We start from the raw sequence: 23,855 nt of genomic DNA, 5'->3' as shown, positions 1-23,855 counted from the left end.
GCAATGAAACATCCCGCTGTCAAGGGCGTACGGCCGTCGCACAGCAGGTTTCACCGGTGTGCGAATCGGTCGAAGGGTTACGTTCGAGGCGAGTTGACCGCAAGTCGCAAAGTGACCATACACACATCTGGCCGGACCTTGTCGGGCAAGGTCCGGCCGGGTGTGCGCGATTGACGCGCCTTGTTGACGTATCGCCTTTACGAAAAGGTGACTTGCCGGTCGGGGTCGGCTCAGCCGATGAGCGTGTCGAGGTCCACGTGCTCCAGGCCGAGCGCCTCGGCGACCTCCTTGTAGACGACCTTGCCGTCGTGCGTGTTGAGGCCCTTGGCGAGCGCGGCGTCGCGGCGCAGCGCCTCGACCCAGCCGTTGTCCGCGAGCGAGACGATGTACGGGAGCGTGGCGTTGGTGAGCGCGTAGGTGGAGGTGTTGGGCACCGCACCGGGCATGTTGGCGACGCAGTAGAAGACCGACTCGTGGACCTTGAAGGTCGGCTCGGCGTGCGTGGTGGGGCGGGAGTCCTCGAAGCAGCCGCCCTGGTCGATCGCGATGTCGACAAGGACACTTCCCGGCTTCATGCGGGAGACCAGCTCGTTGGTGACGAGCTTCGGGGCCTTGGCGCCCGGGATGAGCACCGCGCCGACCACGAGGTCGGCCTCCAGGCAGGCCTTCTCCAGCTCGAAGGCGTTGGACATGACCGCCTTGACCTTGGTGCCGAAGATCCGGTCGGCCTCGCGCAGCTTGTTGATGTCGCGGTCGAGCAGGGTCACGTCGAAGCCCATGCCGATGGCGATCTGCACGGCGTTCCAGCCGGAGACGCCGCCGCCGATGACGACGGCCTTCGCGGGCAGCACGCCCGGGACACCGCCGGGCAGGACGCCACGGCCGCCCGCGGCGCGCATCAGGTGGTAGGCGCCGACCTGCGGGGCGAGCCGGCCGGCGACCTCGGACATGGGCGCGAGCAGCGGGAGCGCACGGCTGGGCAGCTCGACGGTCTCGTAGGCGATCGCCGTGGTACCGGACTCCAGGAGGGCGTCCGTGCACTCCTTGGAGGCGGCGAGGTGCAGGTAGGTGAAGAGGGTCTGGTCCTTGCGGAGGCGGTGGTACTCCTCCGCGATCGGCTCCTTGACCTTCAGCAGCAGGTCGGCGGTGGCCCACACCTCGTCGGCGGTGTCCAGGATCGTGGCGCCGGCGGCGGTGTACTCGTCGTCCGGGATCGACGAGCCGACGCCCGCACCGCGCTCGATGACGACCTGGTGGCCGTGGCGCACCAGCTCGTGCACGCCGGCCGGGGTGATGGCCACCCGGAACTCGTTGTTCTTGACCTCGCGGGGGATGCCGACCTTCACGTCGATCACGGTCCTTGGCTCAGAGGGTGTGGGGGCATAGACGCACATACCCGGCATGCGGCGGCATACCAGGAGACACCGCGGAAGAACCGGCGGCAGAGCCAGTTTAATGAAGGCGTTCCGGCTGTCTAGCCTTTCATTGCATCAATCTTCGTCGGAAGCACTACGGATTTCGCAGGTGTTAGCGCCGTGTTCCGGGTCGGAGTCGCAGTCCGAGGCCCCGAAGAGGTCCGGCGGTTCCTCCCCCAGCATGCGCTCGGCGGCCGAGCGGTGCAGGCTCGCGGCGGTGGAGTCGCCGAGGCGTTCCAGCGTGTCCGCGAGTCGCAGCTGGAGCGCGGCCTGGAGCCGGGTGTCCTCGGCGCGCCGCGCCCACTCCACCGCTTCCTGGCAGGTGCGCAGCGACTCCTCGGGCCGTCCCGCGTACTCCTGGACCCGGGCCAGCTCGCTCAACGCCCGTGCCTGCGCGGGCACGTCACCGTTCTTGCGGTGGCCGGAAACTGCCGCCCGCCACGCCCGGAGGGCTTCGCCGTAGCGGCCCGCGTAGGTGTGCGCGCCGGCGATGCGGCCGTAGAGCCGGGCCGCCTCGGCGCGCTCGCCGCGGGCAAGGCGTTCGGCGAGGGCGCGGCCGAACCAGTCGGCGGCCCGGTCGTAGTCCCCCCGTTCCAGATAGGTGCCACCTACGGATTCCATTGCGCGACCGGTCGCGTACGGGTCATTTGCTCTGCGTCCGGCGTCCAAAGCGGACCGATATCGCACCAGCGCGTCCGCCGTCCGCCCGGTCTGCGCGTCCAGGTCGCCGAGGTTCAGCAGCGCGGCGGCCTGCTCGCGGGGCAGGTCCCGGCGCCGGGCGACGTCCAGGACGAGCCCGTGGATGCCGTACAGGTCGGGGGCCGCGGCCTGGGTGCCGAGGTGCGCCACCATGGCCTTGACCAGCTGCGCCATCAGGCGGCGGGCCAGCGTGTCGAGCTCGCCGTCGGCGACCGCCGCGCGGGCGGCGGCCAGCAGGGCCGGGCGCCGGACGCGCAGCCAGTCGGCGGCGGCCCGGGGGGTGGGGAAGCGCAGCTCGCGGGGGAGCGCCTGGAGCTTGTCGCGGGCCTGCGGGTTGTCGGTCTCGGTGATCGCGCGGCAGGACTGCAGCAGCCGTACCGTGCGCTCCAGCATCCGGGCGCGGGCCAGCTGGAGCTCGGCGGACCGCTCCTGGCTCTCGGCCAGCACCAGGAGGAGCGGGTGCAGGCAGCCGGGGACCTCGTACTGGGGCACCAGGGAGCCCACGGGGTGCAGCAGGCCCTGCCGGACCAGTTCGTCCAGGGTGGTGCGGGCGGTGTCGACCGTGCAGCCGGCCAGGGCGGAGGCGGTGTGCGGGTCGACCAGGCCGGCCGGGGCCAGGCACAGCAGGCGCAGTATCCGCGCGGACCGGTCCGGCAGCTGGTCGTGCACGAACCGGAAGACCCGGGCGAGTGCGGTGCCGTCGTCCGGCTCCGCGTGCAGCCGTTTGGCGAGGTCGGAGACGGCCGCCTGGGGGCGGGCGGCGAGCCAGCCGCCGGCCAGGACGAGCGCGGCGGGCTGCGCCTGGCAGACCTCGACCAGCGACTCGGCGGACCGGGGGTCGACGGTGATGCGGACCGCGCCGGTGTACCGGCTGAGCAGTTCCACGGCCGACTTGGTGTCGAGGCCGCCCAGGGTGCAGGGGCGGACGTCCGAGATCCCGGTGAGCGGACCGCCGGAGACCGCGACGGCCAGGCAGTCCGGGCTGTCGGGGAGCAGGACGTCGACCTCTTCGGCGCCGGGCGCGTCGTCGAGGAGCAGCAGCATCCTGCGTCCCGTGAGGGCGGTGCGCAGGGCGTGGGTGAGGTCGTCGGCGGCGGCGCCGGGCGGGGTGGGCAGCCGCAGGGCGGTGAGGAGGTCGCGGGCGGTGCGCTCGACGGGGACCGGGGTGCCGTCGGGCTCGGTGAGGCGGGCGCGCAGCACCCCGTCGGGGTAGCCGGCGGCGACCTGCCGGACGAGTTCCGCGGCGAGGGCGGTGCGGCCGGAGCCCGGTCGGCCGGCGATCAGCAGGACTCGGGCCCGGGGGGCCTTGCGGCCGGCGATCGTGTCCAGGCCCGCGCGCTCGATGTCGGCGCGCAGTTCCTTCAACTCCCTTGTACGGCCCAGGAACCGGTCGTCCGTGGCCGCGGGCGCCGATCGCCGACCGCCGCCTGTGTCCACCGCCTGATCCGTCACGGGCCACACTCCCGTCCCACCGCACACGCAGGCCCGCCGGGGCTCCGGTTCGGGCGTTTCGGCTCAATCGCGTCGAGCCTAGTTCACCTGCGCGGACCTTCCCGGCAGAGCGTGGCGGGCGCATCGCCCGATCGGATCAGGCGATGGTCACACCGGTGCGTCCGGAAGGGTGGCTCAGGACTCGAAGGGGCGGGCCGGCCAGGGCGCGTCCGCCGGGCGCAGCGCGTCGAGGCCGTCGCCGGCGCGGGCGGCGACCAGCGAGAGGACGCCCGTCACCAGGCAGGTGTTGTGCAAATCGCCGGCGAGGACCAGGCGGACCAGCTCGTCGACCGGCACGCGCGCGTACTCCAGGTCGATCTCCTCGTGCTCGGTCTCGAAGCGCTCCCCCTCGGCATCGGCCAGGTCCCGGGCGAGAAAGACCCGCACCGCCTCGTCGCAGCCGCCGGGGGTGGTGTACAGGTCGGTCAGCACCCGCCAGTCCCCCGCCTTGACGTGTGCCTCCTCGTACAGCTCGCGCTGGGCGGCGTGCAGCGGGTTCTCGCCGGGGACGTCGAGCAGGCCGGCCGGGATCTCCCAGAGCTTCTGCCGTACCGGGTGCCGGTACTGCCGGATGACCAGGACCCGGTCCTCCTCGTCGAGGGCCAGGACGGCGACCGAGCCGGGGTGGACCTGGTAGTCGCGGCGGACCACCGAGCCGTCGGGCATGACCACCTCGTCCGTGCGGACCGAGGTCTTGTTGCCCACGAAGGGGGTCTCCGTCGCCCGGATCTCCCACTCCTCGGGGGTGTCCTTGATCGTCATGCCGTGCCGCCTTCCACGTGCAGAGAAGAAAACCGGGGTGCGCACCTTTGAAGGTATGCACCCCGGCCACCGTACAACCGGTGTGTTACTTCGAATTCTCCTGCTCGACGGCGCCCTGCTGACGGGCGACCGCGGCCTTCACCAGCCCCGCGAACAGCGGGTGCGGGCGGGTCGGGCGGGAGCGCAGCTCCGGGTGGGCCTGGGTGGCGACCAGGTAGGGGTGGACGTCGCGCGGGTACTCGACGTACTCGACGAGCTTGCCGTCCGGGGAGGTGCCGGAGAACTGCAGGCCGGCCTTCTTCTCCAGCTCCGCGCGGTAGGCGTTGTTCACCTCGTAGCGGTGCCGGTGGCGCTCCTCGACGTACTCCTTGCCGTCGTAGACCTCGCGCACGATGGAGCCCTCGGCCAGCTTGGCCGGGTACATGCCGAGGCGCATGGTGCCGCCCATGTCGCCCTCGCCGGCCACGATGTCGAGCTGTTCGGCCATGGTGGAGATGACCGGGTGACCGGTGGCGGAGTCGAACTCGGTGGAGTTGGCGTCCGGGATGCCGGCCAGGTTGCGGGCGGCCTCGATCACGATGCACTGAAGGCCCAGGCAGAGGCCGAGCAGCGGGATCCGGTTCTCGCGGGCGTAGCGGATGGCGCCGACCTTGCCGAGCACCCCGCGGTCGCCGAAGCCGCCGGGGATGCAGATGCCGTCGACGTCGGCGAGCTGGGCCGCCGCGCCGGCCGGGGTCCGGCAGTCGTCCGAGGTCACCCACTTGATCTTCACGCGGGCCTTGTTGGCGAAGCCGCCGGCGCGCAGCGCCTCGGTGACCGAGAGGTAGGCGTCGGGCAGGTCGATGTACTTGCCGACCAGCGCGAGGGTGATCTCGTGGTCGGGGTTGTGGACGCGGTCGAGCAGGTCGTCCCAGGTCCGCCAGTCCACGTCCCGGAACGGCAGGTCCAGCTTGCGGACCACGTAGGCGTCCAGGCCCTCGCCGTGCACGGTCTTCGGGATGTCGTAGATCGAGCGGGCGTCCGGGCAGGCGACGACCGCGGCCTCGTCGACGTCGCACATCAGCGAGATCTTGCGCTTGATGGCGGTGGGCACCTCGCGGTCGCAGCGCAGCACGATTGCGTCGGGCTGGATGCCGATGTTCCGCAGGGCGGCCACGGAGTGCTGGGTGGGCTTGGTCTTCAGCTCGCCGGACGGGCCGATGTAGGGCAGGAGCGAGATGTGCACCACGAAGACGTTGTCCCGGCCGACCTCGTGCCGGACCTGGCGGACGGTCTCCAGGAACGGCAGCGACTCGATGTCGCCGACCGTGCCGCCGACCTCGGTGATGACCACGTCGACCTCGTCGGTGGCCATGCGGCGGATGCGGTGCTTGATCTCGTTGGTGATGTGCGGGATGACCTGGACGGTGTCGCCCAGGTACTCGCCGCGCCGCTCCTTGGCGATCACCGTGGAGTAGACCTGACCCGTGGTGACGTTGGCGGAGCCGTCCAGGTCGCGGTCAAGGAAACGCTCGTAGTGGCCGATGTCCAGGTCGGTCTCGGCACCGTCGTTGGTGACGAACACCTCACCGTGCTGGAAGGGGTTCATCGTGCCCGGGTCGACGTTCAGGTACGGGTCGAGCTTCTGCATCACGACGCGCAGGCCCCGGGCCTTGAGCAGCATGCCCAGGCTGGAGGCCGTCAGGCCCTTGCCGAGCGAGGAGGCGACACCCCCGGTGACGAAGATGTGCTTGGTCGTCGTAGATTTCGGCGGCATGGCCAAGAGGGGGCTCCCGTGGTCGCGGTCTGTCGTGCGGTACGGCTGCCGTCCGGGAGTTTCCGGGGGTGGTGCCGTCGCTGCGGTTCGGGGGATTCACGCCCACCGGTCCACGGGCTACCAGGGTATCAGCGCCGCGCAGGGATGGCTTCCGGCCACGCTCCGTACCCACGTCGGCACGGACATGGGACCTCCCTTACCGGCTTTTCACCCAGGGCTCACCCGTTCGGCCCACACAGGTTGCCCGGAGCGGCACGCAGATCATCTACGTGCGTCGTATCCTGCTCGGACACTCGCTGCCGAGCCCGGCCGGAAAACACGGCACACCCCCGCCCGCACTCCCGGAACAACGAGAGCTTGGCAGTTCGTTGAGCTATGACTGTCGTTTTGCCTCAGGGCAGGGCGGGCTGCTTTGCTTCACCGCTCAACGACGCACAACAACAACCCCCCTTGACCGCACTAGCGACAGCCCCCTCTTCGCCTGGGGGTGACGTGGCCGTTCGACTGGAGTTGCACGTGGCCGGGCGCATCGAAGATTACGCACTCATCGGAGACATGCAGACCGCTGCCCTGGTCTGCCGGGACGGCACGGTCGACTGGCTGTGCCTGCCCCGCTTCGACTCGCATGCCATCTTCGCCGGTCTGCTCGGCACCGAGGAACACGGCTTCTGGCGGCTCGGCCCGGCGCACGCGGCCGACTCCCAGCCGCCGACCGCGGCGCGCCGCACCTACCGCGGCGACTCGCTGATCCTGGAGTCCGAGTGGGACACCCCGCGCGGCACGGTCCGGGTCATCGACTTCATGCCCCCGCGTGACGGCGCGCCCCAGCTGATCCGCATCGTCGAGGGCGTCACCGGCCGGGTGCCGATGCGCTCGGTGCTGCGCATGCGGTTCTCCTACGGCCGGGTCGTCCCCTGGGTGCACAAGCACGACGGCCGTACGGTCGCCGTCGCGGGCCCCGACTCGGTGTGGTTCGACACCTCGGCGGAGACCTACGGCAAGGCGCTGACCACGTACGCGGACTTCACGGTGGCCCCCGGTGACCGGATCGCGTTCACGATCTCCTGGGAGCCCTCGCACAAGCAGCCGCCCGCGCTGCCGGAGCCGGAGCAGTCGCTGCAGGCGACCGAGGACTTCTGGCGGGAGTGGGTCGAGCACTGCACGTACCACGGCCCGTACCGCGAGGCCGTCGTCCGCTCGCTGATCACCCTCAAGGCCCTCACCTACGCCCCCACGGGCGGCATCGTCGCCGCGCCGACCACCTCCCTGCCGGAGGACATCGGCGGCGTCCGCAACTGGGACTACCGCTACACCTGGCTCCGCGACGCGGCCATCACCCTGTCCTCCCTGCTGCGCACCGGCTACCGCGAGGAGGCCCGCGCCTGGCGCGAGTGGCTGCTGCGCGCGGTCGCGGGCGACCCCGAGAACCTGCAGATCATGTACGGCATCGCGGGCGAGCGGGAGCTGGGCGAGGCCGAGCTGGACTGGCTGCCCGGCTACGAGCACTCGGCGCCCGTCCGGGTCGGCAACGGCGCGGCGCACCAGCTCCAGCTGGACGTGTACGGCGAGGTCACCGAGGCCCTGCACCTGGCCCACATGACCGGCCTCGCCCGCAACGACTACGCCTCCCTCCTCCAGCTCAAGCTCATCCGCTACCTGGAGGACCACTGGGACGAGCCGGACGAGGGCATCTGGGAGGTGCGCGGGCCGCGCCGGCACTTCGTGCACTCCAAGGTGATGGCCTGGGTCGCGGTGGACCGCACCATCAAGCTGATCGAGTCCGGGGACGCGGACGGCCCGCTGGAGCGCTGGAAGGAACTGCGCGACGACATCCACCGGGACGTCTGCGAGCGGGGCTACGACAAGGAGCGCAACACCTTCACGCAGTCCTACGGCTCCCAGGAGCTGGACGCGTCGCTGCTGCTGATCCCCCAGATGGGTTTCCTGCCGCCGGACGACAAGCGGGTCATCGGCACCATCGAGGCGATCCAGCGGGAGCTGTCCACCTCGGACGGCTTCATCCTGCGCTACCCGACCGCTGGCGGCGACGAGGGCGTGGACGGCCTGCCCGGCGACGAGGGTGCCTTCCTGGCGTGCTCGTTCTGGATGGCCGACGACCTCGCGATGATCGGCCGGGTCGACGAGGCCCGCAAGCTGTTCGAGAAGCTGCTCGCGCTGCGCAACGACCTCGGGCTGCTCGCGGAGGAGTGGGATCCGCGGCTGAAGCGGCAGGTGGGCAACTTCCCGCAGGCGTTCAGTCACGTGCCGTTGATCGACACGGCGCTGCGCCTCACGGCTTCCGGGGCGTACGGAGGATAGCCGCCGGGCGGAGCGGGCGAACGCCGTCGGCGGGGCGGTCCCCGTCGCAGCGAAAGGCGCCCGTTCCGGCGGACGGTGCCCTTCCGGCGGACGGTGCCCTTCCGGCAGAGGGTGCCCTTCCGGCAGGCGGTGCCCGTTCCGGCAGGCGGTGCCCTTCCGGCAGGCGGTGCCCCTTCCGGCGGAGGGTGCCGCGGAGGCATTCTCCCAGGTAGCGTCCGCTCCATGGACAGCGGTAGGGGCAGCGGGCCCGACAACCAGGGCGCCGGGATCACCGTGCAGCGGGCACTGGAGCTGCCCGCGCTGCGCAGCGGGCTGCCGGAGATCCTGGCGGGTGCCGACCGGCTGAACCGCACCGTGCGCTGGGTGCACGCGGGCGAGGTGCCGAACATCGCCTCGCTGCTGAAGGGCGGCGAACTGCTGCTGACCACCGGCTACGGCCTGGGCACCCGCCCCGCCGAGCAGCGGGCCTTCGTGCGTACGCTCGCCGAGCGGGGCATCGCCGCCCTGGTGGTGGAGCTGGGCGCGCGGTTCTCCCGGCTGCCGGCCACCCTCGTCGACACCGCGAGGACGACCGGGCTGCCGCTGGTCGTGCTGCACCGCGAGGTGCCGTTCGTGACGGTCACGGAGGAGATCCACACCGAGATCGTCAACCACCACTACACGCTCCTCCAGCGCGCCGAGGAGGTGCACCGACGCTGCACCGAGGCCCTGCTGGACGGTGGCGGCATCCCCCAGGTGCTGGCCATCCTGGCCGACTTCGGCGGCAACCCGGTCTTCCTGGAGGCCGCCGACGGCAGGCTCCTGTACGCCGCCGGTTCCGGGCCCGAGGGGGCCGATCCGCTCCAGGTGTGGGAAGGGCTGCGCGGCCAGCACAAGGACGCGCCGCCGCCGACCGGGGTGGTCCTGGTGGACGTGCCGGGCGGGGGGCCGGGCACGGGCTCGGTCCGGGCCCGGCTGGTGCTGTCCCCCGTCCGCGGGCCGCTCGCGCCCGTGCACCGCATGGCCGCCGAACGCGCCGCCGGCATCCTGGCCGTCGTCCTGATGCAGGCCCGCCAGGAGGAGGAGCTGGCGGCGCGCGGGCGCGGCGACTTCCTGACCGACCTCGCCGAGGGCCGCATCACCGCCGAGGACGCCCCGGCGCAGGCCCGGGTCCTCGGCTTCAAGCCCGGCGGCAGCCCGCTGCTGCCGGTGGTCATGCGGGTCGGCGACTCCCTGTCCCCCGGTGGCGGCTGGGCGGTGCTGGCCCGCGCGGTGGGCGAGGAACTGGCCGCCGTGGGCGTGCCCGTCCTGCTCGGCGTACGGCCGGTCGAGGGCCGCGTCCCGCTGCTGCTGGGCCTGCGCTCGGAGGCGGAGCGGGCGACGGTCGCGGACCGGGTCGCGGCGGCGCTCCGGGCGGGAGTGGAGCGCGCCGGGATGCAGCGCCCCGGCGCCGCTCCCCCGGTCGTGGTGGTCGGCGCGGCCGGCGGCTGGGCGGCGGCGTCGGCGGGCCTGCGGCACGCGGCCGAGACGGCGACGGCCGCCGAGGGCCTCGCCGACCGGCCCTGGTTCGACGCCCGCCGCCTCGACATCGACCTCCTGCTGTGGCGGCTGCGCGACCATCCCGACCTGGCGGCGTTCGTCGACCGCGCGATCGGCCCGCTGCGCGACCACGACCACCGCTCCAGGCCGCCGCTGCTGCCCACCCTGGAGACCTACCTGGCGCACGCGGGCCGCAAGGCGGAGACGGCCCGTGAACTCCACCTCAACCGGCAGACCCTCTACAACCGCCTCGCCCGCATCGGGGAGTTGCTGGGCACGGACCTCGACGACCCGCAGGTGGTCATGGCATTGAGCCTGGCACTGCGGGCCCGCCGGCACGTTCCCTAGGGCCGGTTCCCTGGGGCCGCACGCTCCCTGGGGCCGCACGGTCTCAACGTCTCACGGCCTCACGGCAGCGGTCGGGGCTGCGTCAACTCGTCGTAGACGCTGAGCACTTGGGCCACGGTCTCGTCCTCCGTGGGCCAGCCGGCCGCCTGCCGGGCACCCCGCTCGCGCAGCTCCGCACAGCGCTCGGGGTCACCGAGCAGGCGTACGACGGCGTCGGCGAGGGCCCGTGCGTCGCCGTACGCGACCAGCTCGGCCGCATCGCCCACCAGGTCGGGGACACCGCCGACGGAGGTCGCGACGAGCGGCACGCGCGCGTGCAGGGCCTCCTGGGCGAGGACGGAACGGGACTCCCAGCTGCTGGGCAGCAGCGCCAGATCGGCGGCGGCGAGCAGTTCGGAGACGTCGTCGCGGCGCCCGAGCAGCCGCACGGGCAACTCCTCGTCCTCGATCCGCCGCTGCAACGCCGGGCGCAGCGGCCCCTCGCCGGCGACGACGAGGAGCGGTACGGGGTCGAGCCGGCACCAGGCACGCGCCGCGTCCAGCAGGTGGTCGTAGCCGCGGTGCCGGTCGAGGGAGCCGACGGCGATGAGCAACGGCCGCCCCATGGCGCCGAGTTCGGCACGGACCTTGGGCCGCAGCAGCTCCGCCTCGTCCTGGTCCACGGGCTGCCGCCGGCCGGGCAGCGCCACCGCGGCGAGCCGGGCGTCCCGGGCGCCGGTACGGCGGGCCCGGTCCACCAGGTCGGAGGTGGTCCCGAGCACCACGGCGGCCGCCCGCACCACCCGCCGCTCCAGCATCCGCAGCAGGTGTCCCCGGGCGCCCTCGGCATGAGCGCGGTTGTGCCAGGTGACGACGAGCGGGGTGCTGCGTCCGCTCAGCGCCAGCGCGGCGCGGAAGGAGGCGTGCAGGCCGTGGGCGTGCACCAGGTCGGCGTCCGTGCAGGCCGCGCGGAGCGCCGCCACGGACCCCGGGTCACTGCTGCGCGGCACGTGCACGTGATCGGCGCCGACGTCCGAGAAGCCGTAGGCGCGATCGGCCTCGGCGGGGGCGCACACCGTGACCCGCACGCCCCGCGCGACGAGGCCGGCCGCCAGCGAACGCACGTGCACACTGCTGCCGGCGTTGCCGCCGCCCAGCACCTGCACGGTGCGCAGCGGCGACTGACCGTGCGGTGCGTTGCTGCTCACGGGGCTCACGCGGCCGGGGCTCCTGGTTCGGCGTGGGGCGGTCACGAGGGAACGTACAGAAGGTATCGGGGCCGAGGGCATCGCCGCGCGCCTCCCCCGGACACCGCGTCCCCTTCAAGGATGCCAGCACACAAGGGTGTTCCGGGTATTCCGAGAAGGCACATACCGAGGCGGGCCGGGGCAATGCGCCGAACCGTGTCACCCGGGAGGGTGACGAAAACGCCGCCGCGGGGGAAGCGGCCGTCGGTTTCGGCCTGCTGAGGGAGCGGCGGGCGAACGTCGGAGGGGCGGGTGACGCACCGCCGCCCGCCCCCCGGTCAGTGCTGCGTCAGCGGTCCGCCCGTGCCGCCGCCAGCAGTTCCTCGGCGTGCGCCCGTGCCGTCTCCGAGTCCTCCTGGCCCGCCAGCATGCGGGACAGCTCGCGTACCCGCTCCTCACCCTCCAGGACCTTCACGCCGGACCGGGTGACCGACCCGTCGTTGGTCTTCTCGACCAGCAACTGGCGGTCGGCGAAGGCCGCGACCTGGGGAAGGTGGGTGACGACGACCACCTGCGCGGACTTGGCGAGCTTGGCCAGCCGGCGCCCGATCTCCACCGCCGCCTTGCCGCCGACGCCGGCGTCGACCTCGTCGAAGAGGTACGTCGGGACCGGGTCGGTGCCCGCGAAGACGACCTCCACGGCGAGCATCACCCGGGACAGCTCACCGCCGGAGGCGCCCTTGGCGATCGGACGGGGCGGGGCCCCGGGGTGCGGGGCGAGGAGCAGCTCGACCTCGTCGGCGCCCGACGGGCCGTAGGCGACCGCCCGGCCGCCGACCTCCACGCCCTCCGGGTCCTCGGTCTGCCGGATGGCGAAGGACACGCGCGCGTGCGGCATCGCGAGGGAGCCCAGCTCGGCGGTGACGGCGGCCGCGAAGCGTTCGGCGGCCTCGGTGCGCGCGTCCGTCAGGGCCTGGGCGAGACCGCCCAGTTCCGTCCGCAGGGCGTCCCGCTCGGCGGTCAGTTCGTCGATCCGCTCGTCGTCGCCGTCGAGTTCGGTGAGCCGCGCGGCTCCCTGCTCGGCCCAGGCCAGCACGGCGTCGATGCTCTCGCCGTACTTGCGGGTGAGCGCGGTGAGCGCGGCACGCCGCTCCTCCACGGCCGCGAGCCGCAGTGGATCGGCGTCCAGGTCGTCGGCGTACCCGGCCAGCTCGCCCGCCACGTCGCCCAGCAGGATGCCGACCTCGCCGATCCGGTCGGCGAGCGCGGCGAGCGCCGGGTCGTGCGACCGCACGGCCTCCAGGGCCCGGTGGGCGCCCGCGACGAGGGTGGCCGCGTCGATGCCCTCGGGGTCCTCGGGGTTGCCCGCGAGCGCGGAGTGCGCGGCGGTCGCGGCGGACGACAGCGCCTCGGCGTGGCCGAGCCGCTCGGCCTCCTCGGCGAGCTCGACGTCCTCGCCGGCCCGCGGCTCCACGCCGGCGATCTCGTCCAGCCCGTAGCGGAGCATGTCGGCCTCCTGGGCCCGCTCACGCGCGCGCGTGACGATCTCCTCCAGCTCGACCGCCACGGCCCGCAGCCGCCGGTAGGCCTCGCCGTACTTGGCGAGCGGCACGGCGACCCCGTCGCCCGCGTAGCGGTCGAGGGCCTGCCGCTGCCGGGACAGCTTCAGTAGCCCCTGCTGGTCGGTCTGCCCGTGCACGGCCACCAGGTCGTCGGCGAGGTCGGCGAGCAGCCCCACGGGCACGCTCCGCCCGCCCAGGTGCGCCCGCGAGCGCCCCTCGGCGGAAACGGTACGGCTGATGAGCAGCGCACCGTCGTCCAGCTCGGCGCCGGCCTCCTCGGCCCGTACGGCCGCCGAGGCTCCCTCGGGCACGGTGACCCGCCCCTCGACGACCGCCTTCTCGGACCCGATCCGCACGAGCGCGGGGTCGGCCCGCCCGCCCAGCAGCAGCCCCAGGCTGGTGACCACCATGGTCTTGCCCGCACCGGTCTCACCGGTGACGGCGGTGAACCCCGGCGACAGCTCGACGACGGCGTCGTCGATGACTCCGAGGGACCGTATCCGCATTTCTTCCAGCACGGGGAAGACCTTACGAGGTCGAGGCCGAGAAGTGCGAGGTGCCCTTGTCACTCGGGCGGGTGTCCCTACCTGAAGGGGCGCTGGGGGTACCCCCGGCCGAAGGCTGGGGGAGGAACTGCGCGGCCGGCCCCCACGCACCCGCACCCGCCGACGCACTGGAACCGGCCCCCACGAACCGCTAGTGCGGCGCCCCCCGCCATCCGGAGACGGGCAGCGCGAACTTCGCCACCAACCGGTCGGTGAACGACGCGTGATGCAATCGGGCCAGCCGCACCGGCACCGCCCCCCGCCGCACCTCGACCCGTGCCCCCGGCGGCAGCTCCACCGTCCGCCGCCCGTCGCACCACAGCACACCCGGCTGGATGTGCGGCAGCACCTCCACCGCCAGCACCGAGTCCGGCGACGTCACCAGCGGCTTCGCGAACAGCGCGTGCGCGGAGATCGGCACCATCAGCAGCGCCTCCACCTCCGGCCACACCACCGGCCCGCCCGCGGAGAACGCGTACGCCGTCGAACCGGTCGGCGTCGACAGCACGATCCCGTCGCACCCGAACCCGGTCACCGGCCGCCCGTCGATCTCCAGCACCACTTCGAGGAGCTTCTCGGCGCCCGCCTTCTGCACGGCCGCCTCGTTCAGCGCCCAGTCGGTGTGCACGATGTCCCCGTTGCGGTGCACGACGACGTCGACGGTCATCCGCTCCTCGACCTCGTACGCCCGGCTCACCACCCGGTCGACGACCTTGTCGAGGTCGTCCCGCTCGGCCTCCGCGAGGAACCCGACGCTGCCGAGGTTGACGCCGAGCATCGGCACCCCGGAGGCGCGGGCGAACTCGGCGCCGCGCAGCAGCGTCCCGTCACCGCCGAGCACGATCAGCAGCTCGCAGCCGTCGAGGCTGTGCGGCGAGGCCTCCTCGACGAGTTCGACCTCGTCGGGCAGCGGCAGGTCGCGGGCCTCGAAGTCCAGGACCCGTACGCCGACCCCGGCCGCCAGCAGCCCCTTCACCACAAGCTCGGCGCTGCGGATCGCGGCGGGCCGCCCGGTGTGGGCCAGCAGGAAAACAGTACGAGCTCGGTTCTCTGTCAACGCGGCCCCTCCGCCACTGCACGGTCAACGTCGGCCGGATCCAACTGGGGTGCGCCGGCCCGCAGCCACAGAAAGTACTCGACGTTGCCGGACGGCCCGGGCAGCGGACTGGCGGTGACACCGTTCACCCCGAGCCCCAGCTCCCACGCCTTCTCGGCAACCCCCCGCACGGCCTCCGCCCGCAGCTGCGGACTCCGTACGACACCCCCGCTGCCCAGCCTCTCCTTGCCCACCTCGAACTGCGGCTTGACCATCATCACCAGGTCGGCGTCCGGCCTCACGCACCGCGCCAGGGCCGGCAGCACCAGCCCGAGCGGGATGAAGGACAGATCACCCACGACAAGATCCACAGGCTCCCCATCGATCGCTTCAAGCGTCAACTCGCGTACGTTCGTACGGTCCTTGACGGTGACGCGTTCATCGCTCTGCAGAGACCACGCGAGTTGGCCGTAGCCGACGTCGACGGCGACGACGTGCGCGGCGCCCGCGCGCAGCAGCACATCGGTGAAGCCTCCGGTCGAGGCCCCCGCGTCCAGCGCCCGCCGTCCCTCGACCACCAGTCCCTGCGGGACGAACGCCGCCAGCGCGCCGGCCAGCTTGTGGCCGCCCCGCGACACGTACTCGGGATCGCTGTCGTCGGACTGGACGACGATGGCGGCGGCGGTCTCCACCTGGGTGGCCGGCTTGGTCGCGAGGGTCTTGCCGACGGTGACCCGCCCGGCGGCGATCAGCTGGCTGGCGTGCTCGCGCGAGCGCGCCAGCTTCCGGCGGACCAGCTCCGCGTCCAGACGGCGACGTGCGACTCCTGCCACGGTGGGTTCAGCTCCTGCTCTGGTGGTACGACGGTGCGGGCGCCCGGTTGCCGAACGGCGGCGTGGGCGCCGGGGCTCCGGGGCGGGTGTCGAGCGCGGTCAGCGCGTCGCGCAACCCCCGGTGTACATCCTCGTACACCTCCAGGTGGCCGTCCGTGGCGAGGTGGTCGGCGTCGGCCAGCCGGTCGAGCTGTGCGTCGACCTCGGCGTTGCCGGTGGGGGTGCGGGGGACGTTCAGCGGGGCGGGCGCGGCGGGGTCGTACTCGGGTTCGACGGCGGCCGCTTCCCCGGCCTCCGTCCCCGGGGCCGCCACCAGGCCTTCGGGCGCAGAGTCGGTCATGCCCCGACGCTACATCGAAGCGCTGGGGTACCGTCGATCGCGATGGCCACGATCGAGGAGTGCCGCGCCGCACTCGACAAGCTCTCGCACAGCATGGGCGGCGCCGAGGGCGACGTCCGCGCGGCCGCCGCCATGGACCGCACGGTCAGCTGCCACATCACCGACCTGGACGTCACCTTCGCCGGCCGGCTCACCGGCGGCCGGATCGAGGTCGAGGAGACGTACCCCGGCCCGCCGCGGGAGAAGGCACAGATCAGACTCGCCATGGCCGGCGACGACCTGCTGGCCCTGGTCGACGGCGAGCTGAACTTCGCCGGCGCCTGGGGGTCGGGCCGGGTGAAGCTGGAGGCGAACCTGCTGGACCTGTTCCGGCTCAGGAAGCTGTTGTGACCCTCGCCCTGCGGGCCGCCGGCACCACCAGCGGGGTCCCCGTCTCCGGGTCGTCGATGACCTGGCAGCGCAGCCCGAAGACCTCCTCCACCAGTTCGGCGGTGACGATGTCGTTCGGGGCGCCCTCGGCGACGACCCGGCCGCCCTTGAGCGCGACGAGGTGGGTGGCGTACCGGGCCGCGTGGTTCAGGTCGTGCAGCACGGCGACCAGCGTCCGCCCCTGCTCCTCGTGGAGTTCGGCGCACAGGTCCAGGACGTCGATCTGGTGCTGGATGTCCAGATAGGTGGTCGGCTCGTCGAGGAGCAGCAGCGGGGTCTGCTGGGCGAGCGCCATGGCGATCCAGACGCGCTGCCGCTGGCCGCCGGAGAGCTCGTCGACGTACCGGTCGGCGAGTTCGCCTACCCCGGTCTGCGCCATCGACTCCTGGACGACCCGTTCGTCCTCGGCGGACCACTGGCGCAGGATGCCCTGGTGCGGGTAGCGGCCGCGGCCGACCAGGTCGCCGACGGTGATGCCGTCGGGCGCGGTGGACGACTGCGGGAGCAGGCCGAGCGTGCGGGCCACCTTCTTCGCGGGCATCGACTGGATGACCTGGCCGTCGAGCAGCACCCGGCCCTCACTGGGCCTGAGCATCCGGGACAGCGCGCGCAGCAGCGTCGACTTGCCGCAGGCGTTGGGGCCGACGATCACCGTGAACGAGTTGTCGGGGATCTCCACCGACAGCTGCTCGGCGATGACGCGCTGGTCATAGGCGAGGGTGACGTTCTCGGCGGACAGGCGGTTCACGGTGCTCCTCTTGCGGTCCGGCTCACTGTCTGACGCGGTGTTCGGCTGGGGGGTGGGGCTCATATCCGGCCCGCCCGGCGCTCGGTGACGAGGAGCCAGAGCAGATAGACCCCGCCGAGGACGCCGGTGACCACGCCCACGGGCAGCTGGTCCGCGCCGAAGGCGCGCTGGGAGGCCCAGTCGGCGGTGACCAGCAGGGTGGCGCCCATGCAGAGGGAGGGCACCAGGTTGGGGCCGGGCGAGCGGGTGAGGCGGCGGGCGAGCTGGGGGGCGGTGAGGGCCACGAAGCCGACGGGGCCGGCGGCGGCGGTGGCGGCCGCGGTCAGCAGGACGGCGGCCACCATCAGCAGCATCCGCACCCGCTCGACCCGTACCCCGAGGGCGTTCGACACGTCGTCGCCCATCTCCATCATCCTCAGGCCCCGCGCGTTGGCGAGGACGAGGGGGACGAGGACCGCGCACAGCGCGAGCAGCGGCCAGACCTGGCTCCAGTCACGGCCGTCGAGGGACCCGGTCATCCAGACGACCGCGCGGGTCGCGTCGACCAGGTCGGCCTTGGTGAGCAGGTAGCCGTTGACCGCGGTGACGATCGCGGAGACGCCGATGCCGACCAGGACCAGCCGGTAGCCGTGCACGCCCTGCTTCCAGGCCAGGAGGTAGAGGGCGAGGCCGGTCACCAGACCGCCGAGCAGTGCCCCGACGGTGACCTGGGCGGCGGTCCCGGACAGCAGCACGATGACGACGAGCGCCCCTGAGGTGGCGCCCTGGGAGAGGCCGAGCACGTCCGGGCTGCCCAGCGGGTTGCGGGAGATCGACTGGAACAGCGCGCCGCCGAGCCCCAGCGAGGCACCGACCAGCAGACCGACCAGCACCCGCGGCAGCCGCAGCTCGTTGACGATGAAGTCCTGCCCGGCGGTGCCGTTCCCGGCCAGCGTCCGCAGCACGTCGCCGAAGGAGATCGGGAAGTCCCCGGTGCCGATCAGCACGACACTCGCGGCGCACGCGGCCAGCAGCAGCGCGACGACCACGACCAGTGCGCGCACGTCGATCCGCAGGGAGAACCCGCCGGGGGTGCGCAGAGTGAGGGCGCTCTTTTCGGCGGTCTTCACACCGGCCTTCGGAGCTGCCTTCGCAGCGGTCTTCGCAGCGGTCCTCACAGTTGGGCCGTCCTCCGCCGTCGTACGAGAAGAATGAAGACCGGCCCGCCGATGATCGCGGTGACGATACCGACCTGGAGTTCCGAGGGGCGGGCCACGATCCGGCCGATGACGTCGGCGCCGAGCAGCAGCGCGGGCGACAGGACCGTCGCGTACGGCAGGATCCAGCGCAGGTCGGGGCCGGTGAAGGAGCGCACGACGTGCGGGACCATCAGGCCGACGAAGGCGATCGGGCCGCAGGCGGCGGTGGCCGCGCCGCACAGCACGGTGGCGGCGAGCATGGCGAGGGCCCGGGTGCGGCCCAGGTGGGCGCCGAGGGCGCGGGCGGTGTCGTCGCCCATCGCCACCGCGTTCAGGGGCCGGGCGAGGCCCAGGGCGAGCAGGGTGCCGGCCGCGAGGAACGGCAGTACCTGCACGATCGTGGAGTTGCCGGCCGAGGCCAGCGAACCCACCGTCCAGAAGCGCAGCTTGTTGAGCGCCGCGTCGTCCGTGATCATCACGGCCTGGACGTAGCCGTAGAGCGCGGCGCTGATCGCCGTACCGGCGAGGGCCAGCCGGACCGGGGTGGCGCCCCGGCTGCCGCCCAGGAACCACACCAGCGCGCCCACCACGGCCGCCCCGAGGAAGGCGAACCACACGTAGCCGCTGAGGGTGCTGACGCCGAAGTAGGTGATGGCGGTGACCACCGCGGCCGACGCGCCCGCGTTGATGCCGAGCAGCCCGGGGTCGGCGAGCGGGTTGCGGGTGAGCGCCTGGAGCACCGCCCCGGACAGGCCGAGGGCGGCCCCCGCCAGCAGGCCGAGGACGGTCCGCGACAGCCGCGTGCCGACGACGACGTCGCCGTATGTCCCCGTGTCGTGGAACAGGCCGTGCCAGACCTGGTCCAACGGCAGCTGTTTCGCCCCGATCGCGATGCTCGCCAAGGCGACGAGCAGCAGGATCACTACGGAGACGAGGAGCCCGAGGGCCCGTATCGCCCGACGGTTCGGGGGCGCGAGAGCGGTCTCCGCGCGCTGTTCGGGGGGACTGTCGACCAACACAAGGTTAGGTTAGCCTACCCTCGCATTGCGCTTCGAGGCCGCGTCCCCCACGGCTCCCGCACCCGACGCGGACAGGGGGCCGTCGCCTACGCCGGCTCAGAGACCCAGCCGCGCCAGTGACTTGCCTCCGTCCAGCTCGCAGGAGCCCTCCCCGGCCGCCGTCCAGGCCGCCGCGCACAGCGCCCGCAGCCCGTCGAGCGCCCCGCCGTCGCCCTCCAGCTCCAGCCGGCCGTCCCCCGCCGTCGCCGTCCAGCCGCCGCACCGGAAGCCGTCGCCGACGGCCGTGACCTCCGGCTGCCCGGTGAGCAGCCCGCGCAGGTCGGCGTCGACGAAGGTCGGCCGGTGCTGCGGCGGCGCGGCGAGCAGCTGCCGCCCGTCGGTGACGCCGGTCAGCACGAGCAGCGAGTCGACCCCGCCGTTGAACGCGCCCTCGATGTCGGTGTCCAGCCGGTCCCCGACCACCAACGGCCGCTCCGCACCCGTCCGCAGGATCGTCTCCCGGTGCATCGGCGGCAGCGGCTTGCCCGCCACCTGCGGCTCGGCACCCGTCGCGATCCGGACCACCGCCACCGCCGCGCCGTTGCCCGGCGCGATCCCGCGCCCGCTCGGGATCGTCAGATCGGTGTTGGACGCGAACCACGGCACCCCGCGCGCGACCGCGTACGACGCCTCGGCGAACCGTCCCCAGGGCAGGTCGGGGCCGCCGTACCCCTGCACCACGGCCGCCGGATCGTCGTCGGCGGACTCCACCGGTTCAAGGCCCCGCTCCCGCAGCGCGACACGGAGGCCCTCCCCGCCGATCACCAGCACCCGCGCCCCGGCCGGCACCTGCTCACTGATCAGCCGCGCGACCGCCTGCGCCGAGGTGATGACCTCGCCGGCCCCCGTCGGAATGCCCAGCTCGGTGAGGTGCTCCGCCACCGCGTCCGGAGTCCGCAGCGCGTTGTTGGTGACGTACGCCAGACGCATGCCGCCCGCACGGGCGACCTCCAGCGACTCCACGGCGTGCGCGATCGCGCTGCCGCCCGCGTACACCACCCCGTCCAGATCGAGCAGCGCCGTGTCGTACGCCGTGCTCAGGGCCTGTCCGCTGCCCTCGGGACCAGTCCTGACGCCCTGGCTCATCCCCATCGCTCCTCGTCACTCCTCGTCACTCTTCGTCCGCCCGCCCTTCACCGTCGATCATCCCGCACGCCACTGACACACGTACGATGCCGGGATGAACACTGCAGGTCACTCGGAAGCAACGGAGCGCCGAGGCCTGGAACTCACCCCGTTCCGAGGCCTTCGCTACGACCCGGACCGGGTCGGCAGCCTGGCCGCCGTCACCTCCCCGCCGTACGACGTCGTCGTGCGCCCCGACGGCGTACACCACCTCCAGTCCGCCGACCCGCACAACATCGTCCGCCTCATCCTCCCCCAGGCCGGTACCCCCAGCGCCGGCACCGAACAGGCGGCCGACACCCTCCACCGCTGGCAGGCCGAGGGCATCCTCGCAGCGGATCCCGAACCGGCCCTGTACGTCTACGAACAGCAGGACGGAAACGGCCTGCTCCAGCGCGGAATCATCGGCGCCCTGCGGGTCTCGGAGCCGTCCGAGGGCGTGGTCCTGCCGCACGAGGAGGTCATGCCCCCGGTCGTCGCAGACCGCGCGGCCCTGATGCGTGCCACCTCGGCCAACCTCGAACCGCTCCTGCTCACCTACCGGGGCAACGGCACGACCGCCGAGATCATCGAAACCGTCGCCGCCCGCCCCCCGCTCCTCGCCACCACCACGGAGGACGGCTTCCGGCACCGCCTCTGGTCGATCACCGACCCCGACGAGCTGGCCCTCGTCCAGTCCGACCTGGCCCACCGCCAGGCCCTGATCGCCGACGGCCACCACCGCTGGGCCACCTACCTGCGTCTACGCGCGGAGCACCCCTCGCCCAGCCCCTGGGACTACGGCCTGGTGCTGCTCGTCGACACGGCCCGCTACCCGCTGCGCGTCCGCGCCATCCACCGCCTGCTGCACGGCCTGCCGGTCGCGGAAGCACTGGAGCACGTCAAGGGCCTGTTCCGGGTACGACGCCTCGACCTCCCCCTGGCCGCGGCCCAGGAAACGCTGGCGGACGCGGTCTGCGAGGGCAACGCGTTCCTGCTGGCCGGCGACGGCGCCTTCCATCTCATCGACCGCCCGGACCCGGACCTCCTGGCCCGTACGATCCCGGACGACCGTCCGGCCGCCTGGCGCACCCTGGACGCGACCGTCCTGCACGCCACGCTCCTCGACCACGTCTGGCGCATCCCCGAGGACTCGCCCGCGCACATCGCCTACATCCACGACACGGTGGCGACGGTCGCCAAGGCCGAACGCGACGGCGGTACGGCCGTCCTCATGCACCCGGTGCGCGAGGAGGTCGTCCGCGACCTGGCCCGCCAGGGTGTGACGATGCCCCGCAAGTCGACGTCCTTCGGCCCGAAGCCGGCGTCGGGGCTGGTACTGCGGGCGCTCGACGTCTGACGGAGAGAGGGCGGACCCCGGTCGGGGGTCCGCCCTCTCTCCGTCACTCGATCACCCGGCGGACGAACTCAGTCCTGCTCGGCGTCGGACTCGGACTCGGCCTCGGCCTCGGGCTCGGCCTCGGCGTCAGGCCCGGCCGAGGCCTCGGCCCCCTCCGGGGCCTCGTCGGCTTCCTCCGGGGCCTCGTCGGCTTCCTCCTCGTCCAGGGCGTCGACGAACTCGACCCCGTCCAGCTCGGCCAGCCGGTCGGAGGCGTCCGTGCTGCCGTCCCGGTCGGCCTCGACGGCCTTGGCGAACCACTCCCGCGCCTCGTCGGCTCGCCCGGCCGCAAGCAGGGCGTCGGCGTAGGCGTACCGCAGCCGCGCGGTCCACGGCTGCACGGAGCTGGAGGCCAGCTCGGGGCTCTGCAGCGTCACGATGGCCGCGTCCAGCTGCCCCATGTCACGCCGGGCACCGGCCGCGACGAGCCGCATCTCGACCTGGCCGGCCTTGTCCAGCTTGTGCACCTCGGGGGCGCCGGCCATGTCCAGCGCCTTCTCCGGCCGCCCGAGCCCACGCTCGCAGTCGGCCATCACCGGCCACAGGTCGACGGTGCCGGTCATGCGCCGGGCGGCCCGGAACTCGGCGAGCGCCTCGGCGTACTTCTGGTTCGCGTACGCGGCGAACCCGGCGGCCTCGCGTACGGCGGCGACACGGGAGGCCAGCCGAAGGGCCACCCTGGAGTAGCCGTAGGCGCCCTCGGGGTCCTCGTCGATGAGCCGGGCGACCATCACCAGGTTCCTGGCGACGTCGTCCGCGAGCGTCTTGGGCAGGCTCTGCAGCTCCTGCCGTACGTCCTTGTCGATCTCCTCGCCGGTGACGTCCTCCGGGATGGGCAGCCGCTTGATCGGCTCGCGGTCGCGGTCGCGGTCCCGCTCGTCACGGAAGCGGCCGCCACCGCGCCGGTCGTCACGGCGATCGTCGCGGCGGTCGTCGCGCCGGTCGTCACGGCCCCGGTAGCCGCCACCGCGGCTGTCGTCCCGGCGGCCGTACCCGCCGCCTCCACGGTTGTCGTCGCGACGGGGGCCACGGCCGCGGTCGTCACGACGGTCGTCACGGCCTCGGAAGCCGCCGCGGGTGTCGTCGCGACGGACGTAGCCGCCGCCACCGCGGCTGTCGTCACGACGGTCGTCACGACGGCCGTAGCCGCCTCGGTCGTCGCGGTCGTCGCGACGGAAAGCGGGACGGTCACCACGGTCATCGCGTCGGTCATCGCGGCGGTCGTCGCGACGGAAAGCGGGACGGTCCCCACGGTCATCGCGTCGGTCGTCGCGACGGAAAGCGGGACGGTCCCCACGGTCGTCACGACGGGGACCACGATCCCGGTCGTCACGACGCCCGTAGCCACCCCGGTCTCCACCACGATCGTCACGCTGGAACCCCGGACGGGACCCACGGTTGTCGTCACGCCGGCCGTAGCCGCCACCACCGCGACTGTCGTCACGGCGGTCATCGCGACGGAAGCCGCCACGGTCGTCACGGCGATCGTCGCGTCGGTCGTCACGGCGGTCGTCACGGCGGAAAGCGGGACGGTCACCACGGTCGTCACGGCGGGGACCACGATCCCGGTCGTCACGACGCCCGTAGCCACCCCGGTCACCACCACGATCGTCACGCTGGAACGCCGGACGGGACCCACGGTTGTCGTCACGCCGTGCGTAACCGCCACCACCGCGATTGTCGTCGCGACGGCCGTATCCGCCACTTCGGTTGTCGTCGCGGCGCTCGTCACCGCGACGATCGTCCCGACGGCCGTACCCGGTACCGCGGTTGTCGTCACGCCGGCCGTAGCCACCGCCCCGGTTGTCGTCGCGACGGTCATCGCGGCGGGGGTAACCGCCGCGGTCTCCACGGTCGTTGCGGTCTCCGCGGTACCCGCCACGCTCGCCGCGGTCACCACGGTCACCACTGTCCCGTCGCCGCTGGTCGCGCTCCGGTCGCTCGTCGGGAGAGTTGGTGGACATGGTGACTCCTGTCTTCGGTACCGCAAGCATTGTAAAAACAAAAGGACCCCTGGTCCCAGCTGAACGCTGGGACCAGGGGTCCTCCAAAGATTGTTCGGCGGTGTCCTACTCTCCCACAGGGTCCCCCCTGCAGTACCATCGGCGCTGTAAGGCTTAGCTTCCGGGTTCGGAATGTAACCGGGCGT

18 protein-coding genes, 1 rRNA gene and 1 pseudogene are annotated in these 23,855 nt (G+C 72.8%); 4 read left to right on the top strand and 16 right to left on the bottom strand.

Features of this window, described 5'->3' with window-relative positions; all coding sequences use genetic code 11:
* Positions 1-230: 230 nt before the first annotated feature.
* The 4 genes from ald to ACZ63F_RS33385 all read right to left on the bottom strand — a co-directional run bounded on the left by ald (position 231) and on the right by ACZ63F_RS33385 (position 6,123).
* Complete coding sequence (ald, locus tag ACZ63F_RS33400; protein ID WP_469716853.1) at positions 231-1,355, bottom strand: alanine dehydrogenase; 1,125 nt, start codon at positions 1,353-1,355, stop codon at positions 231-233.
* 135 nt (positions 1,356-1,490) lie between these two features.
* Positions 1,491-3,566, bottom strand: coding sequence for a tetratricopeptide repeat protein (locus ACZ63F_RS33395; RefSeq protein ID WP_469716850.1), 2,076 nt, complete (start codon positions 3,564-3,566; stop codon positions 1,491-1,493).
* A gap of 174 nt (positions 3,567-3,740) precedes the next feature.
* Positions 3,741-4,367, bottom strand: a complete 627-nt coding sequence (locus ACZ63F_RS33390) for an NUDIX domain-containing protein (protein ID WP_469716848.1) — start codon at positions 4,365-4,367, stop codon at positions 3,741-3,743.
* A gap of 85 nt (positions 4,368-4,452) precedes the next feature.
* The gene (locus tag ACZ63F_RS33385; RefSeq protein ID WP_352363623.1) at positions 4,453-6,123 is read right to left on the bottom strand and encodes a CTP synthase; all 1,671 of its coding nucleotides are present in this window, start codon (positions 6,121-6,123) and stop codon (positions 4,453-4,455) included.
* Between the two features lie 516 nt (positions 6,124-6,639).
* Here ACZ63F_RS33385 and ACZ63F_RS33380 point away from each other — a divergent pair.
* Positions 6,640-8,442, top strand: a complete 1,803-nt coding sequence (locus ACZ63F_RS33380) for a glycoside hydrolase family 15 protein (RefSeq protein WP_469716843.1) — start codon at positions 6,640-6,642, stop codon at positions 8,440-8,442.
* Positions 8,443-8,664: 222 nt separating this feature from the next.
* Complete coding sequence (locus ACZ63F_RS33375) at positions 8,665-10,308, top strand: PucR family transcriptional regulator (protein WP_352363627.1); 1,644 nt, start codon at positions 8,665-8,667, stop codon at positions 10,306-10,308.
* A gap of 59 nt (positions 10,309-10,367) precedes the next feature.
* On the opposite strand, the gene ACZ63F_RS33370 is transcribed toward ACZ63F_RS33375, so the two are convergent.
* The 5 genes from ACZ63F_RS33370 to ACZ63F_RS33350 all read right to left on the bottom strand — a co-directional run bounded on the left by ACZ63F_RS33370 (position 10,368) and on the right by ACZ63F_RS33350 (position 15,790).
* Positions 10,368-11,504: a glycosyltransferase family 4 protein gene (locus ACZ63F_RS33370; RefSeq protein WP_469716840.1), complete on the bottom strand. Its 1,137-nt coding sequence runs from the start codon at positions 11,502-11,504 to the stop codon at positions 10,368-10,370.
* 319 nt (positions 11,505-11,823) lie between these two features.
* Positions 11,824-13,542: a DNA repair protein RecN gene (gene recN / locus ACZ63F_RS33365; RefSeq protein WP_457701820.1), complete on the bottom strand. Its 1,719-nt coding sequence runs from the start codon at positions 13,540-13,542 to the stop codon at positions 11,824-11,826.
* A 190-nt stretch (positions 13,543-13,732) separates the two neighbouring features.
* Entirely contained in the window at positions 13,733-14,638 is a 906-nt protein-coding gene (locus tag ACZ63F_RS33360) for an NAD kinase (RefSeq protein WP_351962419.1), read from the bottom strand.
* Positions 14,635-15,450: a TlyA family RNA methyltransferase gene (locus ACZ63F_RS33355; protein WP_352363632.1), complete on the bottom strand. Its 816-nt coding sequence runs from the start codon at positions 15,448-15,450 to the stop codon at positions 14,635-14,637. Before ACZ63F_RS33355 ends, ACZ63F_RS33360 begins: the two co-directional genes overlap by 4 nt.
* A gap of 7 nt (positions 15,451-15,457) precedes the next feature.
* Positions 15,458-15,790, bottom strand: coding sequence for a hypothetical protein (locus ACZ63F_RS33350; protein ID WP_469716836.1), 333 nt, complete (start codon positions 15,788-15,790; stop codon positions 15,458-15,460).
* 42 nt (positions 15,791-15,832) lie between these two features.
* Between ACZ63F_RS33350 and ACZ63F_RS33345 the strand changes: the two genes are divergently transcribed.
* Positions 15,833-16,180, top strand: coding sequence for an SCP2 sterol-binding domain-containing protein (locus ACZ63F_RS33345; RefSeq protein WP_352363636.1), 348 nt, complete (start codon positions 15,833-15,835; stop codon positions 16,178-16,180).
* On the opposite strand, the gene ACZ63F_RS33340 is transcribed toward ACZ63F_RS33345, so the two are convergent.
* From ACZ63F_RS33340 to ACZ63F_RS33325, 4 genes are all read right to left on the bottom strand, one after another.
* Positions 16,164-17,030 carry an ABC transporter ATP-binding protein gene (locus tag ACZ63F_RS33340; protein WP_469716834.1) on the bottom strand — a complete coding sequence of 289 codons (867 nt, stop codon included), beginning with the start codon at positions 17,028-17,030 and terminating at the stop codon, positions 16,164-16,166. The two genes, ACZ63F_RS33345 and ACZ63F_RS33340, sit on opposite strands and share 17 nt — an antisense overlap.
* Positions 17,027-18,076, bottom strand: coding sequence for a FecCD family ABC transporter permease (locus tag ACZ63F_RS33335; protein WP_469716832.1), 1,050 nt, complete (start codon positions 18,074-18,076; stop codon positions 17,027-17,029). Before ACZ63F_RS33335 ends, ACZ63F_RS33340 begins: the two co-directional genes overlap by 4 nt.
* Before the next feature lie 44 nt (positions 18,077-18,120).
* Positions 18,121-19,164, bottom strand: a complete 1,044-nt coding sequence (locus tag ACZ63F_RS33330) for a FecCD family ABC transporter permease (RefSeq protein WP_469716830.1) — start codon at positions 19,162-19,164, stop codon at positions 18,121-18,123.
* 96 nt (positions 19,165-19,260) lie between these two features.
* Positions 19,261-20,289 carry an HAD-IIA family hydrolase gene (locus tag ACZ63F_RS33325; protein ID WP_469716828.1) on the bottom strand — a complete coding sequence of 343 codons (1,029 nt, stop codon included), beginning with the start codon at positions 20,287-20,289 and terminating at the stop codon, positions 19,261-19,263.
* Between the two features lie 94 nt (positions 20,290-20,383).
* Here ACZ63F_RS33325 and ACZ63F_RS33320 point away from each other — a divergent pair, with 94 nt between their 5' ends.
* Positions 20,384-21,667 (top strand): DUF1015 domain-containing protein, encoded by a 1,284-nt coding sequence (locus tag ACZ63F_RS33320; protein ID WP_469716826.1) that lies wholly within the window; start codon positions 20,384-20,386, stop codon positions 21,665-21,667.
* A 68-nt stretch (positions 21,668-21,735) separates the two neighbouring features.
* On the opposite strand, the gene ACZ63F_RS33315 is transcribed toward ACZ63F_RS33320, so the two are convergent.
* From ACZ63F_RS33315 to rrf, 3 genes and pseudogenes are all read right to left on the bottom strand, one after another.
* On the bottom strand, positions 21,736-22,545 hold the full coding sequence (locus tag ACZ63F_RS33315; RefSeq protein ID WP_469717142.1) for a tetratricopeptide repeat protein: 810 nt from the start codon (positions 22,543-22,545) through the stop codon (positions 21,736-21,738).
* Positions 22,546-22,773: 228 nt separating this feature from the next.
* Positions 22,774-23,271, bottom strand: a pseudogene (locus tag ACZ63F_RS33310) (hypothetical protein); the annotation flags it as partial.
* A gap of 491 nt (positions 23,272-23,762) precedes the next feature.
* Positions 23,763-23,855 (bottom strand): 5S ribosomal RNA (rrf, locus tag ACZ63F_RS33305); the annotation flags it as partial.

The organism is Streptomyces sp. NPDC104761, from assembly GCF_055583445.1.
This window is presented reverse-complemented; position numbering and strand designations above follow the sequence as displayed.

Bases quoted from the DNA above. Each gene is read 5' to 3' on its own strand.
- ACZ63F_RS33320 (WP_469716826.1), top strand. From the start codon at position 20,384: ATGAACACTGCAGGTCACTCGGAAGCAACGGAGCGCCGAGGCCTGGAA.
- ACZ63F_RS33385 (WP_352363623.1), bottom strand. From the start codon at position 6,123: ATGCCGCCGAAATCTACGACGACCAAGCACATCTTCGTCACCGGGGGT.
- ACZ63F_RS33375 (WP_352363627.1), top strand. From the start codon at position 8,665: ATGGACAGCGGTAGGGGCAGCGGGCCCGACAACCAGGGCGCCGGGATC.
- ACZ63F_RS33345 (WP_352363636.1), top strand. From the start codon at position 15,833: ATGGCCACGATCGAGGAGTGCCGCGCCGCACTCGACAAGCTCTCGCAC.
- ACZ63F_RS33325 (WP_469716828.1), bottom strand. From the start codon at position 20,289: ATGAGCCAGGGCGTCAGGACTGGTCCCGAGGGCAGCGGACAGGCCCTG.
- ACZ63F_RS33390 (WP_469716848.1), bottom strand. From the start codon at position 4,367: ATGACGATCAAGGACACCCCCGAGGAGTGGGAGATCCGGGCGACGGAG.
- recN (WP_457701820.1), bottom strand. From the start codon at position 13,542: ATGCGGATACGGTCCCTCGGAGTCATCGACGACGCCGTCGTCGAGCTG.
- ACZ63F_RS33340 (WP_469716834.1), bottom strand. From the start codon at position 17,030: ATGAGCCCCACCCCCCAGCCGAACACCGCGTCAGACAGTGAGCCGGAC.
- ACZ63F_RS33350 (WP_469716836.1), bottom strand. From the start codon at position 15,790: ATGACCGACTCTGCGCCCGAAGGCCTGGTGGCGGCCCCGGGGACGGAG.